13 protein-coding genes are annotated in these 17,354 nt (G+C 73.8%); 10 read left to right on the top strand and 3 right to left on the bottom strand.

Features of this window, described 5'->3' with window-relative positions:
- Window positions 1-29: 29 nt before the first annotated feature.
- The 3 genes from ACIPW5_RS13035 to ACIPW5_RS13025 form a co-directional block, all read right to left on the bottom strand.
- On the bottom strand, window positions 30-509 hold the full coding sequence (locus tag ACIPW5_RS13035) for a YbaK/EbsC family protein (RefSeq protein WP_401244048.1): 480 nt from the start codon (window positions 507-509) through the stop codon (window positions 30-32).
- Window positions 510-999: 490 nt separating this feature from the next.
- Window positions 1,000-2,646, bottom strand: coding sequence for a penicillin-binding transpeptidase domain-containing protein (locus ACIPW5_RS13030; RefSeq protein WP_401244046.1), 1,647 nt, complete (start codon window positions 2,644-2,646; stop codon window positions 1,000-1,002).
- Between the two features lie 79 nt (window positions 2,647-2,725).
- Window positions 2,726-4,492, bottom strand: coding sequence for a dolichyl-phosphate-mannose--protein mannosyltransferase (locus tag ACIPW5_RS13025; RefSeq protein WP_401244045.1), 1,767 nt, complete (start codon window positions 4,490-4,492; stop codon window positions 2,726-2,728).
- 67 nt (window positions 4,493-4,559) lie between these two features.
- On the opposite strand from ACIPW5_RS13025, the gene rsmI reads away from it, so the two are divergent.
- The 10 genes from rsmI to ACIPW5_RS12975 all read left to right on the top strand — a co-directional run bounded on the left by rsmI (window position 4,560) and on the right by ACIPW5_RS12975 (window position 17,284).
- A complete protein-coding gene (gene rsmI, locus ACIPW5_RS13020) occupies window positions 4,560-5,456 on the top strand; it encodes a 16S rRNA (cytidine(1402)-2'-O)-methyltransferase (protein WP_401244043.1) in 897 nt (298 codons plus the stop codon).
- A gap of 160 nt (window positions 5,457-5,616) precedes the next feature.
- Window positions 5,617-6,114: a hypothetical protein gene (locus tag ACIPW5_RS13015; protein WP_401244042.1), complete on the top strand. Its 498-nt coding sequence runs from the start codon at window positions 5,617-5,619 to the stop codon at window positions 6,112-6,114.
- 9 nt (window positions 6,115-6,123) lie between these two features.
- Window positions 6,124-7,029, top strand: a complete 906-nt coding sequence (locus ACIPW5_RS13010; RefSeq protein ID WP_401244040.1) for a TatD family hydrolase — start codon at window positions 6,124-6,126, stop codon at window positions 7,027-7,029.
- A 134-nt stretch (window positions 7,030-7,163) separates the two neighbouring features.
- Window positions 7,164-8,621, top strand: a complete 1,458-nt coding sequence (locus ACIPW5_RS13005) for a ubiquitin-like domain-containing protein (RefSeq protein WP_401244038.1) — start codon at window positions 7,164-7,166, stop codon at window positions 8,619-8,621.
- Window positions 8,618-9,529: a 16S rRNA (adenine(1518)-N(6)/adenine(1519)-N(6))-dimethyltransferase RsmA gene (gene rsmA, locus ACIPW5_RS13000; RefSeq protein WP_401244036.1), complete on the top strand. Its 912-nt coding sequence runs from the start codon at window positions 8,618-8,620 to the stop codon at window positions 9,527-9,529. The genes ACIPW5_RS13005 and rsmA overlap by 4 nt, the downstream gene beginning before the upstream one ends.
- Entirely contained in the window at window positions 9,526-10,428 is a 903-nt protein-coding gene (locus tag ACIPW5_RS12995; RefSeq protein WP_401244035.1) for a 4-(cytidine 5'-diphospho)-2-C-methyl-D-erythritol kinase, read from the top strand. The genes rsmA and ACIPW5_RS12995 overlap by 4 nt, the downstream gene beginning before the upstream one ends.
- 92 nt (window positions 10,429-10,520) lie before the next feature.
- Entirely contained in the window at window positions 10,521-11,873 is a 1,353-nt protein-coding gene (locus ACIPW5_RS12990) for an acyltransferase (RefSeq protein WP_401244033.1), read from the top strand.
- A gap of 28 nt (window positions 11,874-11,901) precedes the next feature.
- Entirely contained in the window at window positions 11,902-13,701 is a 1,800-nt protein-coding gene (locus tag ACIPW5_RS12985) for an ABC-F family ATP-binding cassette domain-containing protein (protein ID WP_401244031.1), read from the top strand.
- Window positions 13,702-13,889: 188 nt separating this feature from the next.
- Complete coding sequence (locus ACIPW5_RS12980) at window positions 13,890-15,578, top strand: PQQ-binding-like beta-propeller repeat protein (RefSeq protein WP_401244029.1); 1,689 nt, start codon at window positions 13,890-13,892, stop codon at window positions 15,576-15,578.
- Window positions 15,579-15,619: 41 nt separating this feature from the next.
- A complete protein-coding gene (locus ACIPW5_RS12975; protein ID WP_401244028.1) occupies window positions 15,620-17,284 on the top strand; it encodes a PQQ-binding-like beta-propeller repeat protein in 1,665 nt (554 codons plus the stop codon).
- Window positions 17,285-17,354 lie beyond the last annotated feature (70 nt).

The following is a 17,354-nucleotide window of genomic DNA, read 5'->3' as shown; positions in this document are numbered from 1 at the left end:
GGTGGGCGGCGGCCGGCGGTCGGGTGCGGTCAGACGGTTTCGCGTACGTCGGCCAGGGTGGCCGCGGCGTGCTCGATGAGCTCCTTGGGGGCCATGGGGAAGACGGTGTGCGGGGTGCCGGCCGCGGCCCAGACCACGTCGTGCTCCAGCAGCGAGCGGTCGGCCAGTACGCGGGTGCGGGTGCGGTGGCCGAAGGGCGGGACGCCGCCGATGGCGTAGCCGGTGGTCTCGCGGACGAGCGTGGCGTCGGCGCGGGTGACTTTCGCGGCGCCGAGTTGACGCCGTACGGCCTCGACGTCGACCCGTGAGGCGCCGTCCATGAGCACCAGTACCGGGACCCCGTCCGCCGCGAAGATCAGCGACTTCACGATCTGGCTGAGCTCGCAGCCGATCGCGGCGGCGGCGTCGGCGGCCGTACGGGTCCCTTCGGGGAAGGTGCGGACGTCGAGGTCGAGGCCCAGATCGGTGAGGGCCCGTGCGAAGAGGGGGTGCGGGGTGCTGGTCGTCATGCCGGGACGCTAGCGCTGTGCGGGGGCGGGGGCCACGCGTTTTGCCCGGCCCGGGCCGGCCCGGCCCGGGCCCGCCGCCGCCCCGTCCGCCCGCGCCGCCCCGTCAGCCTGGGCCGCCCCGTGCGGCCTGGGCCTGCGCCGTGCGGCCTGCGCCACTCCGTCCGCGCCGCCCCGTGCGGCCCGCGTCGCGCCGTCCGGCCTGGGCCGGCGCCACTGCGTCCGCGTCGCGCCGTCCGGCTCGGGCTCGCGCCGCCTCGGCCGGGTTCGCGCCGCCTCGGCCGGGTTCGCGCCGCCTCGGCCGGGCTCGCGCCGTTCGGTGCGCCCGGCCGGACTGTTGCGCGGGGTCGCCTCGCCCACGGCGGCGCCGCTCCGGGACGACGCGGCCGGGCCGGGCGGCCCCGCGCCGGGGGCGATGTGCCTGCCCCCGGGCGTCGGTCCGGGCGTTCCGCCCCGTGTTCCGCGCGTCGCGGTTGTTCCGGCCCGGTGGCCGTCAGGAGGCGTTCAGGACCGTGGCGACGATGGGGCCCGCCGTGTCGCCGCCGTGGCCGCCGCCCTCGACCATCGCGGCCGCCGCCACGTCGCCGCGGAAGCCCGTGAACCAGCTGTCCGGGGCCGCCGCGCCGTCGACCTCCGCCGAGCCGGTCTTCGCACCCTTGTCGGAGCCGCCGACCGAGGACATGGCCCCCGCCGCCGTGCCGCCGGGGCCGGCGGCCTGCTTCATCATCCTCACCAGCTGCGCCGATACCCCGGGCGCCAGCGAGCGCGGGGCGGCGGCCAGGGCGCGGCCGTCCAGCGACGCCTTCACCAGCACCGGCTGCCGGAACACCCCGGTCCGGGCGGTCGCCGTGATCGACGCGACGTTCAGGGGGTTCATCAGGACGGCGCCCTGCCCGATGTACTCCGCGGCCGCCGCCGGACCGGAGGTCACGGGCACGCTGCCGTCCTGGGACGGGATGCCGGTCTTCCAGTCCAGCCCGATGCCGAAGGCCTCCTTGGCCACCCGCGGCAGCGCGCCGTAGTCGTGGACCTCGTCGATCAGGCCGATGAAGGCGGTGTTGCAGGACTTGGCGAAGCTGGTCGAGAAGGGCTGGCCCTTCAGCGAGAAGCCGTTCAGGTTGTGGAAGACCTTGCCGTCCCACGAGACGCTCTGCGGGCAGTCCGCCGGGCGGTCCGCGGCCACCAGGCCCTTCTCCAGCAGCATCGCCGCCGTGACGATCTTCATCGTCGAGCCGGGGGCGCGCCGGCCCTGCATCGCCGCGTTGAAACCGTCCCTGCGGTGGTTCGCCACCGCCAGGATGTCGCCGGTGCTCGGCTGGACGGCGACCACGGAGGCCTCGGGGTGCTGCGCGACGGCCTTCTCGGCCGCCGCCTGCACGCCGGCGTCCAGCACCGTGCGGATCTCTCCCGGCTTGCCCTCGACCAGCGTCAGCAGGCTCCGCTTCGGTGCGTCCTGGGCCGCCGGTTCGATCCACAGCTCGACGCCGGGCGTGCCGCCGGTCTTCTCCCCGTAGGTCTTGCGCAGCGAGTCCAGCACCGGCCGCAGCGACGGGTACTGCTCGGCCGTCAGCTCCTTGCCGTTGCGGTCGACCGCCTTGACCGGCGGGGCCGCCGGGGTGCCCGCGCGCAGCTTCTCGCCGCTCTGGAGCTGCGGGTGGATCACCGAGGGCTGCCAGTCGACGAGCGGCCTGCCGGTCTCCGCGGCGCGCACGACGGTCAGGCGGGAGTCGTAGACGAGGGGCTTGGAGGTGCCCTCGCGGCCGACCTCGGCCTCGACCTTGAACGGCACCGAGGCGCCCTCCGCCGCGGCGGGGGTGATGACGGCCCTGGACACCATCGCCGCGGCCCGGTAGTCGGCCACCGCGGTCTGGGCGGCCTGGGTGTTGTTGGTCAGTCCGGCGGCCGTGGCGGCGTCGCCGGCCGCCCACGCCGCGAGGAAGGCCTTCGCGGTGGCGGCGGCCTCCTTCTCCGTCACGGGCCCGCTCCCCTTCGCGGCGGGCGACGCGCCGCTCGCCGTGCCGCCCCCCGCCGGGCTGCCGTCGCCCGCGTCCCCGACCAGCGCGTACACCCCGTACGCCGTGCCGCCGACCATCGCGAGGAACACCCCGCCGACGATGGCACCCTTCGCCGCCCCGTTCACTGCGTCCCCTCCCCAGGAGCCCCCGTTCTCTGAACATGTTCAAAGAACCTGTGAGGAGACCTTACCTCTCAGTAACGGGTCAGATCCAGGTGTCCAGCCACATCCGGCCGCGCCACGAGTCCATGGGCAGGGTCTGGCCCGTGTAGACCGGCCAGAAGTAGATGAAGTTCCAGATGATGAGGAGGACGAGGACGCCCGCGCCGATCGCGCCCACCGCGCGCCGCCGCTCCGAGGAGCCCGCCGGGCCCAGCAGGGCGCCGACCATCATCGCCACCGCCAGGCACAGGTACGGGACGAAGACCACCGCGTAGAAGTAGAAGATGGTCCGCTCCTGGTAGTTGAACCAGGGCAGCAGTCCGGCGCCCAGCGCGCACGCGATCGCGCCCGCCCGCCAGTCGCGGCGGAAGAACCACCGCCACAGCACGTACAGCAGCGCGAAGCAGCCCGCCCACCACAGCAGCGGCGTGCCGAGGGCCAGCACCTCGCGGGCGCACTTGCCGGCCTCCGTCGCCGGGCAGCCGTCGGTGCCGGGCGCGGGGGACTCGTAGAAGTAGGAGACGGGCCGGCCCAGGACCAGCCAGCTCCACGGGTTCGACTCGTAGGTGTGGCCGGAGGTCAGGCCCACGTGGAACTTGTAGACCTCCGTCTCGTAGTGCCACAGGCTGCGCAGCCACTCGGGGAGGAAGGACAGCGCGCTGTTCTGGTCGTACTTGGCGGCCCAGTCGCGGAAGTAGCCGCCCTTGCCGTTGTCCGGGCTGAGGATCCAGCCGGTCCAGGAGGCCAGGTACACGGCGATGGCCACCGGCACCGTCGACAGGAAGGCGGGCAGCGCGTCGCGGCGCAGCATCGCCGCGTACGGGGTGCCGGTGCCCGCGGTGCGGCGCGCGGCCGCGTCCCACAGGACGGTGAGGACCCCGAAGAAGGCGAGGACCACGAGGCCGTTCCACTTGGTGCCGAAGGCCAGGCCCAGGCAGACGCCGGCCAGCAGCCGGTACGGGCGCCAGCCCAGCCGCAGGGTCTCCGCGACCGTCGCGTCGGGGTGGGCGCGGCCCTCCTCGTCGACCGGCAGGGCGGCGGCGAGTCTGGCGCGCGCCTTGTCCCGGTCGACGACCAGGGCGCCGAAGGCCGCCAGGACGAAGAACATCAGCACGAGGTCGAGCAGTGCGGTCCGGCTCATCACCAGGTGCAGGCCGTCGACCGCCAGCAGCGCGCCCGCCAGGCAGCCGAGGAAGGTGGAGCGGAACAGCCGCCGGCCGATGCGGCACACCAGCAGCACCGAGAGGGTGCCGAGCACCGCGGTCATGAACCGCCAGCCGAAGGGGGTGAAGCCGAACATCCACTCGCCGAGGCCGATCACCCATTTGCCGACGGGCGGGTGCACGACGTAGCCGGGGTCCAGGGGGAGCGGTACCGCGTCGGGATTCGCCAGGATCGACTTGTCGACATCCTTGGGCCAGCTGGCTTCGTAACCCTGCTTGATGGTGGCCCACGCGTCCTTGGCGTAGTACGTCTCGTCGAATATCACCGCCTTGGGGCTGCCCAGGTGCGTGAACCGCAGCACCCCGGCCACCAGTGTGATCAGCAGCGGTCCCGCCCAGGCCATCACCCGCTGCCAGGTCTGCCGGGACGCCTCGGGGATCCCCAGCGCCGTCCACAGCTGCGCGGACGGCCGTGCGTACGGGGGCACGAGGCGGGTGCGGACGTCGCTCACCGGCGCGGCCGGCGCGTAGCCGAACCCGCGCAGACGGCGCAGCCACACGGGCGGCTCGTAGTCGGAGTCGCCTCCGCCGGGCCGGACGGGCGGGGCCCCCGCGGGGCTGGGCGGCGGCGTCGCGGTACTGGTCACCGGATCATCGTAGGGAACGCCCCTGTGGAGCCCCAGCCCCCACGAGCCCCAATGAGAGGATGAGCCGGTGACAGCTGACCAGCCCCGCGGTGCCGAAGCCCCCTCCTCCCACGGCGTACTCGTCCTCGCCGGGACCCCCATCGGCGATCTCGCCGACGCCCCGCCCCGGCTCGGGGCCGAGCTGGAGCGGGCCGACGTGATCGCCGCCGAGGACACCCGGCGGCTGCGCCGGCTCACGCAGGGGCTCGGCGTGCACACCACCGGGCGCGTCCTGTCGTACTTCGAGGGCAACGAGTCCGCCCGCACCCCCGAACTGGTCGAGGCCCTGGAGGCCGGCCGGCGGGTGCTGCTGGTGACCGACGCCGGCATGCCGTCCGTGTCGGACCCCGGCTACCGGCTCGTCGCCGCCGCCGTCGAGAAGGACATCAAGGTCACGGCCGTGCCCGGCCCGTCCGCCGTGCTGACCGCGCTCGCCCTGTCCGGGCTGCCCGTGGACCGCTTCTGCTTCGAGGGCTTCCTGCCGCGCAAGGCGGGCGAGCGCCTCGGCCGCCTCCGCGAGGTGGAGGGCGAGCGGCGCACGCTCGTCTACTTCGAGGCGCCGCACCGGCTGGACGACACCCTGGCGGCCATGGCCGAGGTGTTCGGGGCCGACCGGCGGGCCGCCGTGTGCCGCGAGCTGACCAAGACCTACGAGGAGGTCAAGCGCGGCCGGATCGGCGCGCTCGCCGCATGGGCGGCGGAAGGCGTGCGCGGCGAGATCACCATCGTGGTCGAGGGAGCACCGGCGGCCGTGCCGGGCGACGTGGACGACGAGGAGCTCGTGCGCCGCGTACGCGTGCGCGAGGAGGCGGGCGAGCGGCGCAAGGAGGCGATCGCCGCCGTCGCGGCCGAGGCCGGAGTACCCAAGCGCGAGGTCTTCGACGCGGTGGTTGCGGCAAAGAATGCGACACAAAAGATGCCGTAAATCGGTAAAGGGCTAACCTGAAAGGCAAAGCTCAGACCGCGCACCGGCCCCTTTGTGCATGACTCGGCCAAAGGCCGTCCATTACTGGACAGGGCCTGCTGCGCTCCCGCCCGAAGAGGCGTCCACTGGCAATGGCACCAGTGGAACAAGAGGAGCTGGCATGAGTGAGATCGCAGACACCCCGGTACCCGTCACGGCCGCGGCCGCGGGACCGGCACCCGTTCCCACCTCCGGCGTGCAGACCGTGCACGAGGCGTACTCCTTCGCGTGCATGAAGTGCGGCTACGGCTGGGAGCAGGCGTACGCGATAGAGCACCACGTCGACGGCAAGGGCGAGCCGTTCATCATGTACACGGTGAACGGCGAGCGGGTGCCCTCCCCGCTGTCGAACCCGACCTGCCTCAACTGCGGCGGACACGTCGTACGGATCATGCGCGCGGGCCAGGTCTCCACCGTGCTCGGCACGATCGACCGGCTCTACCACCACCGCATCGCCCCCGGGATCGCCGGCCCCGTACCGGCCGGCGAGAACGCCCCCCGCCCGCCCAAGCAGCGCCGGGCCCCGTCGCACGAGTCGCCCGGACCGGTGGCCGTCGACGCCTCCGAACGGCGCCGCGGCCTGCTCTCCCGCCTCCTCGGGTTCTTCAGGCGGTCATAAGATCGGCCCATGAGCCCCAGCCCCTCCGCCCCCTCCGCCAAGGCCGCCGCGTCGAAGGACGTCCCGCCCCCGCTGCCCGAGCCGCTCCGGGTGGCGGTGGCCGACTCGCACACCCACCTCGACATGCAGTCCGGCACCGTCGAGGAGGGCCTCGCGAAGGCGGCCTCCGTGGGCGTGACCACCGTCGTCCAGGTCGGCTGCGACGTGAAGGGCTCGCGCTGGGCCGCCGAGACCGCGGCCGCGTACGCCAACGTGCACGCCGCCGTCGCCCTCCACCCGAACGAAGCGCCCCGCATCGTCCACGGGGACCCCGACGGCTGGTCGCGGCAGGGGGCCCGGCCCGGCGGCGGCCAGGGCGCGCTCGACGACGCGCTCGCCGAGATCGAGGCGCTGGCCGCGCTGGACCACGTCAAGGCGGTCGGCGAGACCGGCCTCGACTACTTCCGCACCGGCCCCGAGGGGATGGCCGCGCAGGAGCGTTCCTTCCGGGCCCACATCGAGATCGCCAAGCGGCAGGGCAAGGCCCTCGTCATCCACGACCGCGACGCCCACGCCGACGTGCTGCGCGTGCTGCGCGAGGAGGGCGCCCCCGAACGGACCGTCTTCCACTGCTACTCCGGCGACGCCGACATGGCCCGCGAGTGTGCCGCCGCCGGCTACTACATGTCCTTCGCCGGAACCGTCACCTTCAAGAACGCCGCGCCCCTGCGCGAGGCCCTCGCGGTGGCCCCGCTGGAACTCGTGCTGGTGGAGACCGACGCCCCGTACCTCACCCCGGCGCCCTACCGCGGACGGCCCAACGCCCCGTACCTCATTCCGCTGACGGTCCGGGCGATGGCCGCGGTGCGCGGCATCGACGAGGACGCGATGGCCACCGCCCTCGCCGCCAACACGGCGCGCGCCTTCGACTACTGACCCGCCCCGCCACGGGGTTCGCGCAGCCGTTCGCCCGACACGCTGGGTAGTCGAACGGCTTTGGTCCGTGACGCCCCCTGCCGCTAGGGTGCCGTGCCCGAGCAGCCGGGGGCCGGACCAGTGGAGCGAGCGACGTGAGCGAAACGCAGGGCAGTCACCGCCGTGCCTCCTGGCCGGACACCCCCGCCCCGCCCGGCCCCGGCCCGCACGACGGCCCGTACGCGGACCCGTACGACGACCCGTACGACGACGGCCCCCGCGAGGACCCGTACGCCGCCGCGGCCCCCGAGCCGCAGGTCCCCGCCCCCCGCGGCGAGGGGCGCCGGGCCGCCCGCCGCCGCGCCACGGCCCCCGCCGGCGGACGCCGCCGCGCGACCACCACCGCGGAACCCCCGCCGCCGCCCCCGCCCGCCGCCGCCCCCGGCAGCGGCGCCGGCTCCGGCCGGCGCCGGCGCTCCGCCCCCGCCCCCGCCCCGGCCGGCCGGGGCACCGCCGCCGCCCGCGACAGCTGGCGGCGGATCGTCCCGCAGGCCCTCGTCGTGGCCTTCCTGGCCGGCGGCACCACCGCCTTCGTCGCCGCCGACAAGGCCGTCCGGCTCACCGTCGACGGAGTGCCCCGCACCCTCCACACCTTCGCCGGGAACGTGGACGAACTCCTCGAAGCCGAAGGCCTCGGCGTCGGCCCCCACGACCTCGTCGCCCCCGCCCCCGGCTCCGCCCTCGACGACGGCCAGCAGGTCGTGGTCCGCTACGGCCGCCCCCTGCGCCTCACCCTCGACGGCACCACCCGCCAGGTGTGGACCACCGCCCGCACCGTCGACGGCGCCCTGCGCCAGCTCGGCGTCCGCGTCGAGGGCGCCTTCCTCTCCGCGCCCCGCACCGCCACCGTCCCCCGCTCCGGCCTCACCCTCGGCGTGCGCACCGAACGCGGCGTCACCTTCATGGCCGACGGCCGCGAACGCACCATCCGCACCAACGCCGCCACCGTCAAGGAAGCCCTCGACCAGGCCGGCATCACCCTCCAGGGCCAGGACACCACCTCCGTCCCCCCGGACTCCTTCCCCCGCGACGGCCAGACCGTCACCGTCCTGCGCATCACCGGCACCCGCGAGGTCCGCGAGGAGCGCATCCCCTACGAGACCGAACGCGTCGAGGACGCCGGGCTCTTCGCCGGCACCGAGGTCGTCGAACGCGCCGGACGACCCGGAGCGCGCCGGGTCACGTACGCCCTGCGCACCGTCAACGGGGTCCGCCAGCAGCCCCGGAAGATCGCCGAGGAGGTCGTCCGGGAGCCCGTCAGCCAACGCGTCCTGGTCGGCACGAAGCCCCTGCCCACCTCCGTCGCCGGCGCCGACGGCCTCGACTGGGCCGCACTGGCCCAGTGCGAATCCGGGGGCCGCCCCTCGGCCACCGACCCCTCGGGCACCTACGGCGGCCTCTACCAGTTCGACGTGAACACCTGGCAGGCCCTCGGCGGCAGCGGCCGCCCGCAGGACGCACCCGCCTCGGAGCAGACGTACCGGGCGAAGAAGCTCTACGTGCAGCGGGGGGCGAGTCCGTGGCCGCACTGCGGCCGTAGGCTTGAGCGGTGAGCACCGCAGAGCAGCAGCCCCACGAGACCTCCGAGGTCCCTTCCGACGCCCTCCTCGGGCCGGCCGACATCCGAGAGCTGGCCGCCGTCCTCGGCGTACGCCCGACGAAGCAGAAGGGCCAGAACTTCGTCATCGACGCCAACACGGTGCGCCGGATCGTGCGCACCGCCGAGGTGCGTCCGGACGACGTGGTCGTGGAGGTCGGGCCGGGCCTCGGCTCGCTGACGCTCGCGCTGCTGGAGGCCGCCGACCGGGTGACCGCCGTCGAGATCGACGACATCCTCGCCGCCGCGCTGCCCGCCACCATCGAGGCGCGGATGCCGCACAAGAAGGACCGCTTCGCGCTGGTCCACTCCGACGCCATGCTCGTCACCGAGCTGCCCGGCCCGGCGCCGACCGCGCTCGTCGCGAACCTCCCCTACAACGTGGCCGTGCCCGTCCTGCTGACCATGCTCGACCGCTTCCCGAGCATCGAGCGGACCCTCGTCATGGTGCAGTCCGAGGTCGCCGACCGGCTCGCCGCCCGCCCCGGCAACAAGGTGTACGGGGTGCCCTCGGTCAAGGCCGCCTGGTACGCGGACGTCAAGCGCGCCGGGGCCATCGGCCGCAACGTCTTCTGGCCCGCGCCGAACGTCGACTCCGGTCTCGTCTCCCTCGTGCGCCGCTCCGAGCCGGTGAAGACCACCGCCTCCAAGGCCGAGGTCTTCGCGGTCGTCGACGCCGCGTTCGCGCAGCGCCGCAAGGGGCTGCGCGCCGCGCTCGCCGGCTGGGCCGGTTCGGCCGCCGCCGCCGAGCAGGCGCTGACCGCCGCCGGCATCTCCCCGCTGGCGCGCGGCGAGTCGCTGACGGTCGAGCAGTTCGCGGCGATCGCCGAGCACAAGCCGGCCGTCGGGAGGCCCGCGCTGTGAGCGTGACGGTACGCGTCCCCGCGAAGGTCAACGTCCAGCTGGCGGTGGGCGCCGCCCGCCCCGACGGCTTCCACGACCTCGCCAACGTCTTCCTGGCCGTCTCCCTGTTCGACGAGGTCACCGCGACCCCCGCCGACGCGCTGACGGTGACCTGCGGGGGCCCGGACTCCGACCAGGTGCCGCTGGACCGCACCAACCTCGCGGCCCGCGCCGCCGAGCTGCTCGCCGCCCGGGCCGGCATCGAGCCCGCCGTCCACCTCCACATCGCGAAGAACATCCCGGTGGCCGGCGGCATGGCCGGCGGCAGCGCGGACGGGGCGGGCGCGCTGCTGGCCTGCGACCTGCTGTGGAAGCTGGACACCCCGCGCGAGGAGCTGCTGGAGATCTGCGCGGAGCTGGGCAGCGACGTCCCCTTCAGCCTCGTCGGCGGCGCCGCGCTCGGCACCGGCCGCGGCGAGTTCCTGACCCCGGTGGACGCCGGCCGGTTCCACTGGGTGTTCGCGGTCGCCGAGGGCGGCCTGTCCACCCCGGCGGTGTTCCGGGAGTTCGACCGGCTGACCGCCGGTACGGACGTGCCCGCGCCCGAGGCCTCCCCGGCGCTGCTCGCGGCCCTCGCCTCGGGCGACGCCGACGCGCTGGCCGCGGTACTGCCCGGGTCGAACGGCCTCCAGGCCGCCGCACTGTCGCTGCGCCCGCAGCTGGCCGACACCCTCGCGGCGGGCGCCGCCGCGGGGGCGCTGGCCGGGCTGGTGTCCGGATCAGGCCCGACGACGGCGTTCCTGGTCCGGGACGCGGAGTCGGCGGCGGAGGTCGCCGCCGCGCTGGAGGCCTCCGGCACCTGCCGCGCCACCCGGGTCACCTCCTCCCCGGCCCCGGGGGCCACGGCCGTCGCCTCCTGAGGCGGGGGCGGCCCGGGCCCGCGGGCTACCTAGGCGCGGGATGAGTACCCGCGCCCTGTCGCTGCACCGGGCGCGGCCGCGACCGTAGGGGCATGACAGTCAGCGCACGCGGCATGGCCGCCGCCACGCCCGCCTCCCGCGACCGGTACGTCGACCTGCTCCGGGTCGCCTCGCTCGCCACCGTCGTGTGCGGGCACTGGCTGATGGCCGCCGTCAGCACCGACGGCATAGGGAACCTGCTCGCGCTGGTGCCCCCGCTCCAGGTGCTCACCTGGGGGCTCCAGGTCATGCCGGTGTTCTTCTTCGTCGGCGGGTTCTCGCACGCCCTGTCGTACCGCTCGCTGGAACGCCGCTCCGGGGGCCGGCCCGTCTACGCGGCCTTCCTGCGGGCCCGCCTCCAGCGGCTGCTGCGGCCCACCCTGGTCTTCGTCCTCGTCTGGGCCGCGCTCGCGCTGCTCGTGCAGCTCGCCGGGGCGGACGGCGGCCGGCTGGCCGGGGCCGCGCTGCGGATGGTCACGCAGCCGCTGTGGTTCATCGGGATCTACCTGGCGATGGTGGCCCTCACCCCGCCGCTGCTGCGGCTGCACGCCCGCTGGGGCTGGGGGGCGTTCGCCGCGCTGGCCGGCGCCGCGGCCCTGGTCGACGTACTGCGCTTCGCGCTCGGCGCCCCCTACGCGGAGTTCCTGAACTTCGCCTTCGTCTGGCTCGCCGTGCACCAGCTGGGCTTCCTGCGGGCCGACGGCCGCCTCACCCGTCCCGCGCTGCTCGGCGCCGCCGGGCTCGCCGGGGCCGTGCTGCTGGTGGCGGCCGGACCGTACCCGCTGTCCATGGTCGGAATGCCGGGGGAGAAGGTGTCCAACATGGCCCCGCCCACCCTCGCCCTGCTCTGCCACGGCATGTGGCTGGTCGGCGCCGTCCAGCTGCTCGCCCGGCCCGCGGCGGCGTGGCTGGCCCGGCCGCGCGTGTGGCGCGGGGTCGTCGCCGCCAACGGCGTCGCCATGACCGCCTTCCTGTGGCACCTCACCGCCATGCTCGGCGTGTACGCGGCCCAGCTCGCCCTGGGCCTGGAGCTGCCCGAGCCGGCCACCGCCGCCTGGTGGGCGCAGGTGCCGCCGAGGATCCTCCTCGCGGCCGCCCTCACCGCCGCGCTCGTGGCCTGCTTCCGCCGCTTCGAGGCACCCCGGGCGGTTCCCGCGGCCGCGCCCGCGACCGCCGCCGCGCTCCCCGGACCCGCCGCCGGACCCGCCGCCGCCCTGGGCACCACCCTGTGCCTGCTCGGGATCCTCGGCCTGTCCATGACCGGCCTCGGCGGGCTGCTGGAGGGCCACACCGCCACCCTGATCGCCCTCCCGGTCACCGCACCCGCCGCCATCGGCATGGCAGTGGGGGGCGCCTGGCTGGTGGAACGTTCCGCGTCGGCGCGGAGGGTTAGGCTGAGGGGCTGATCCACACCCTTTCCCTGGAGCGCGTCTGATGGCCGTCAATCTGGTCAATGTCGAGGCAGTCAGCAAGGTGTACGGCACCCGTACCCTGCTCGACGGCATCTCCCTCGGCGTGTCCGAGGGAGACCGGATCGGCGTCGTCGGCCGCAACGGCGACGGCAAGACCACCCTGATCCGGATGCTGGCCAAGCTGGAGGAGCCCGACTCCGGCCGCGTCACGCAGAGCGGCAGCCTGCAGATGGGCGTGCTCACCCAGCACGACTCCCTCGACCCGGCCGCCACCATCCGGCACGAGATCATCGGCGACATGGCCGACCACGAGTGGGCCGGCAACGCCAAGATCCGCGACGTCCTCACCGGCCTCTTCGGCGGCCTGGACCTGCCCGGCTTCGGCCAGGGCCTGGACACCGTCATCGGCCCGCTGTCCGGCGGCGAGCGCCGCCGCATCGCGCTCGCCAAGCTGCTCATGGCCGACCAGGACCTCCTGGTCCTCGACGAGCCCACCAACCACCTCGACGTCGAGGGCATCTCCTGGCTGGCCGGCCACCTCCAGACCCGCCGCTCCGCCCTCGTCTGCGTCACCCACGACCGCTGGTTCCTCGACCAGGTCTGCACCCGCATGTGGGACGTGCAGCGCGGCGACGTCTTCGAGTACGAGGGCGGCTACAGCGACTACGTCTTCGCCCGCGCCGAGCGCGAGCGGATCGCCGCCACCGAAGAGGCCAAGCGGCAGAACCTGATGCGCAAGGAGCTGGCCTGGCTGCGCCGCGGCGCCCCCGCCCGCACCTCCAAGCCCCGCTACCGCATCGAGGCGGCCAACGAGCTGATCGCCGACGTGCCGGAGCCGCGCGACAAGTCCGAGCTGATGCGCTTCGCCAACGCCCGCCTCGGCAAGACCGTCTTCGACCTGGAGAACGTCACCGTCCAGGCCGGGCCGAAGACCCTGCTCAAGCACCTCACCTGGCACCTGGGCCCCGGCGACCGCGTCGGCCTCGTCGGCGTCAACGGCGCCGGCAAGACCTCCCTGCTGCGGGCCCTCGCCGAGGCCGCCCGCACCCAGGGCGAGGCCCAGCCCGCCGAGGGCTCCGTCACCGTCGGCAAGACCGTGCGCCTGGCCTACCTCTCCCAGGAGGTCGGCGAGCTCGACCCCTCGCTGCGCGTCCTGGAGGCCGTCCAGCGCGTCCGCGACCGCGTCGACCTCGGCAAGGGCCGCGAGATGACGGCGGGCCAGCTGTGCGAGCAGTTCGGGTTCACCAAGGAGAAGCAGTGGACGCCGGTCGGCGACCTCTCCGGCGGTGAGCGGCGCCGGCTGCAGATCCTGCGCCTGCTCATGGACGAGCCCAACGTCCTCTTCCTCGACGAGCCCACCAACGACCTCGACATCGAGACCCTCACCCAGCTGGAGGACCTCCTCGACGGCTGGCCCGGCTCGATGATCGTGATCTCCCACGACCGGTTCTTCATCGAGCGCACCACCGACACGGTGATGGCGCTGCTCGGCGACGCGAGCCTGCGGATGCTGCCGCGCGGCCTCGACGAGTACCTGGAGCGCCGCCAGCGGATGATCGAGGCCGCCGCCCCGGCGCCGGCCCCGGCGGCCGCCGCCAAGTCGACCTCCTCCGGCGACTCGCGGGCCGCGAAGAAGGAGCTCCAGAAGATCGAGCGGCAGCTCAACAAGATGGCGGACCGCGAGACGAACCTGCACGCGCAGATCGCCGAGCACTCCACCGACTACGACAAGGTCGCCAAGCTCGACGCGGAGCTGCGGGAACTCATCTCCGAGCGCGACGACTTGGAGATGCGCTGGCTGGAACTGGCCGAAGAGGCCTGAGTCCAGGGGGCCCGCGGGGGCCCCGCGGCAGGGCGGCCGGGCGGATAACGGCCTTGTCACAGGCCGGTCCTCCCTTGGGAACAGGGGTGCGAACGGCCCGGCCCGTACCGGCCACGAGTGATAGAAAGGGTCGGTTCTTTTCGATCTCCCGGACCGCCCCCACCGCCCGAACCCGAAGGTATGCGCTGATGACCGAGCCGCTCCAGCCGCCGAACCAGCCGCCGTCCCCTTCCGGTTACGGGCACCTGCCCGGACCGCCGCAGCAGGGCTACGGCTACCCGCCGCAGGGTCCCAACCCGTACGCGCAGCAGCCGCCGACGGCGCCCCAGCAGCCCGTGCAGCAGCCGCCGACGGTGCCGCAGCACCTGTCCCAGCAGGGCGGGTACGCCTTCCCGCCCGCCGGGCCCGGCACGCCCCCCGGCCCGCCGGCGCCGGGCGGACCGGGCCGGCGCAAGGGAGCGGTCGTCGTCGCGGCGGCCGTCGCGGGCGTCCTCGTCCTCGGCACCGGCGGTTACTTCGCCTTCCTGAGTGACGACGGGGGCGACAAGAAGCCCGCCGCGCAGGGTTCGGCGCCCGCCGACCCCAAGCCCTCCGGCTCCCCGTCCGTGGACAAGGGCGACGGCAGCGGCAACGGCATGGGCGAGCAGACCGACCTCAACGCGGGCCGCAAGCCCGGCGAGGACAAGGCGCTGTGGTTCAAGACGGCCAAGCTCCAGGCGGCGGGCACGACGGGCATCCCCGCCCCGGCGATGTGGGTGGTCGGCGACACCGTCGTCAAGACCGTCGGCAGGTCCGTCGTCGCCTACGCCGTCACCGACGGCAAGGAGAGGTGGAAGACGGACTTCAAGACGGACATCTGCGGGTTCGCCGACCAGACCACCCCCGACGGCAAGACCGTCCTCACGGTCAAGGACGGCGAGGGCTCCAACGCCACCTGCAACCAGATGAAGCTGTTCGACCTGAAGGCCGGCAAGGAGGGCTGGACCAAGGAGCTCGCCAAGGAGAACCTCTTCGACGGCGGCGGCTCCGTCGCGATGTCCCTCACCGGGGACGTCTTCGTCGTCAACCGGCTGGCCAACACCACCGTCCACAAGCTCTCCACCGGCGACAAGCTGTTCTCCGGAGCCGTCCCCGAGGGCTGCCAGCCGAGCCAGTACGCCGCCGGCAACGGCAAGCTCCTCGGCATCGCCCTGTGCATGGACGAGGACAAGACCGTCGAGATCCAGGACGCCGACCCGGTCACCGGCAAGAAGACCTGGGCCTACCGGCTCCCCAAGGGCTTCCGCGTCACCAGCGTCCTGTCCGTCTCCCCGATCGTCCTCGACATCAGCAACCGGGACCTCAACAACGCGGACGCGAGCAAGCGGGCCATCATCTCCCTGACGCCCGACGGCAAGAAGCGCGCCAGCATGTCCGCCGAGGGCTCCTTCGAGACCAACTGCAACGCCGGCAGCAGCGACAACCTCCAGGGCTGCGGCAACTCCGTGGTCGACGGCGACACCCTCTACCTGCGCACGACCACGACCAAGGGCACCGACAACGAGGTGGTCGCCTTCGACCTCGCCACCGGCAAGGCCAAGTGGCGCCAGAAGGCCGGCGACAAGCGCAACTGGTACCCGGTCAAGGCGGCCGGCGGCCAGCTCATCGCCTACCGGGCCGGGGCCCTCGACGAACCCGGCGAGGTCGTCTCCATGGCGGCCGCGGGCGGCGCCCCCAAGACGCTGCTGCGCATGCCCTCCGGCCCCTCCGCGAAGATCGAGAGCTCGATGACCACCTTCCAGGTCCGGGCCTTCGAGGACGGCCGGTACTTCACCTCCGCCACCTCGCTCGTCGGCAACAGCACGGAGGAGCGACTCCTGATGGTCTTCGGCAAGTGAACGAGTCCACCGAGCGTCCCACCGAGAGGCAGTAGCACGCGATGAGTACCCCGCCGCCCCCCAGCCAGCCGCCCTCCGGCGGATTCGGCGGTCCCCCGCCGCCGGGCCCCGGGCAGCCCCCGGCCCAGCCGCCCACCGTCCCGCAGCCCCAGGCCGGCTACGGCTACCCGCAGCCCCAGGCGCAGCCCGGCTACGGCTACCCGCAGCAGCCGGCCACGGTCCAGGCGCCCGCGCAGGCCCCGTACGCCGCCCCCGCGGGCGGCGGCGGCAACGACAAGCGCAACCAGCTCGTGATCGTCGGCGCGGCCGTCCTGGCCATGGCGCTGATCATCGGCGGCGGCTTCTGGTACGTCTCCGGCGACGACGGCGGCTCCGGGCAGCCCACCGCGGGCGGCGCCAGCGGCTCGCCCGACGGCGACAAGGCGCCCGCCGGCATCCCCGGCAGCGAGAAGGTCCCGTCCAACCCCAAGTCGAAGTCGCTGGTCAACGTGCCCAGCCCGACCCCGGCCGACGTGGTCTCCGTCGACGGCTCCTGGCTGACCGACACCACCTACGTCAAGTCCGACGTGGCGAAGGTCGTCGGCTACAACCTCGTCGACGGCGGCAAGAAGTGGGAGCTGCCGCTCCCCGCCAACGTCTGCGGCGCCACGAAGTACATCAGCGACAACAAGACCGCCGTCCTCTTCGAGGAGGGCATGGCGACCAACGAGAAGAAGTACCCCCAGTGCACCCAGGTCGGCGTCATCGACCTGAACACCGGCAAGCTCCTGTGGTCCGGCAACGCCAAGTCCGCCACCGGTGGCGACCGGCCCGTCTCCTTCAACGAGGTCACCATCAGCGGCCAGACGGTCGCCGCGGGCGGCCTGTCCGGCGGCGCCGCCTGGAACCTCGCCGACGGCAAGTCCCTGTGGACCCCGAAGACCGACGCCGAGGGCTGCTACGACATGGGCTACGCCGGCGGCGAGGCCCTCGCCGTCCTGCGCAAGTGCGGCCGCGGCTCCAGCCCGACCCTGTACGCGCAGGCCATCGACCCGGCCACCGGTGCGCCGAAGTACCAGTACAAGCTGTCCGCGGGCATCGAGTGGGCCGGCATCATCTCCACCAAGCCGCTCATCGTCGCCGCCAACGTCGGCAACACCGCCAAGAACGCCACCAACGTCAGCGACCTGTTCGTCGTCGACGACGCGGGCCAGCTCAAGACCCGCATCGGCCTCGCCGGCGGCAGCTACGCCCCCAGGTGCCCCGCCACCGAGGTCGAGCAGTGCTCGAACATGGTCGTCGGCAACGGCAAGGTCTACCTGCCGACCTACGAGCACCAGGGCACGGCCTCCGTCGGCCGCACCAACGAGATCGTCTCCTTCGACCTGGAGACCGGCAAGCCGACCAGCGACCGCGCCGACGCGGGCGAGAAGTACACCATGTACCCGCTGCGCATGGACGGGTCCAACATCATCGCCTACAAGGTGCCGCCGTACGACGGCGGCGGCCAGGTCGTCAGCATCGACGGCAAGACGATGAAGGAGACCCTGCTGATGCAGAACCCGGTGGACAAGGCCAGCCAGCGCATCGAGGCCGCGTTCTCGCCGGACCGCTCGGAGTACCGCTACCACAACGGGCGCCTGTTCGTCTCCCGCACCAACGTGCGCAAGCCGTACTCGGAGAAGTCCGACCCCGAGTTCCTCTTCGTCTCCTTCGCGGCGAGCTGACGCCCGCTCTTCCCCGACGCCGAAAGCCCCCGGACGGTGCCCACCGATCGGGGGCTTTCGCGCGGTAACC

Origin of the sequence: Streptomyces sp. NPDC090077 (assembly GCF_044747545.1) — a bacterium.
Classification (GTDB): Bacteria; Actinomycetota; Actinomycetes; order Streptomycetales; family Streptomycetaceae; genus Streptomyces.
The sequence above is the reverse complement of the archived record's forward strand: the minus strand, read 5'-3'. Positions and strand labels throughout refer to the sequence as shown.

Bases quoted from the DNA above. Each gene is read 5' to 3' on its own strand.
- ACIPW5_RS13010 (WP_401244040.1), top strand. From the start codon at position 6,124: ATGAGCCCCAGCCCCTCCGCCCCCTCCGCCAAGGCCGCCGCGTCGAAG.
- ACIPW5_RS12985 (WP_401244031.1), top strand. From the start codon at position 11,902: ATGGCCGTCAATCTGGTCAATGTCGAGGCAGTCAGCAAGGTGTACGGC.
- ACIPW5_RS13015 (WP_401244042.1), top strand. From the start codon at position 5,617: ATGAGTGAGATCGCAGACACCCCGGTACCCGTCACGGCCGCGGCCGCG.
- ACIPW5_RS12990 (WP_401244033.1), top strand. From the start codon at position 10,521: ATGACAGTCAGCGCACGCGGCATGGCCGCCGCCACGCCCGCCTCCCGC.
- ACIPW5_RS13035 (WP_401244048.1), bottom strand. From the start codon at position 509: ATGACGACCAGCACCCCGCACCCCCTCTTCGCACGGGCCCTCACCGAT.
- ACIPW5_RS12980 (WP_401244029.1), top strand. From the start codon at position 13,890: ATGACCGAGCCGCTCCAGCCGCCGAACCAGCCGCCGTCCCCTTCCGGT.
- ACIPW5_RS12975 (WP_401244028.1), top strand. From the start codon at position 15,620: ATGAGTACCCCGCCGCCCCCCAGCCAGCCGCCCTCCGGCGGATTCGGC.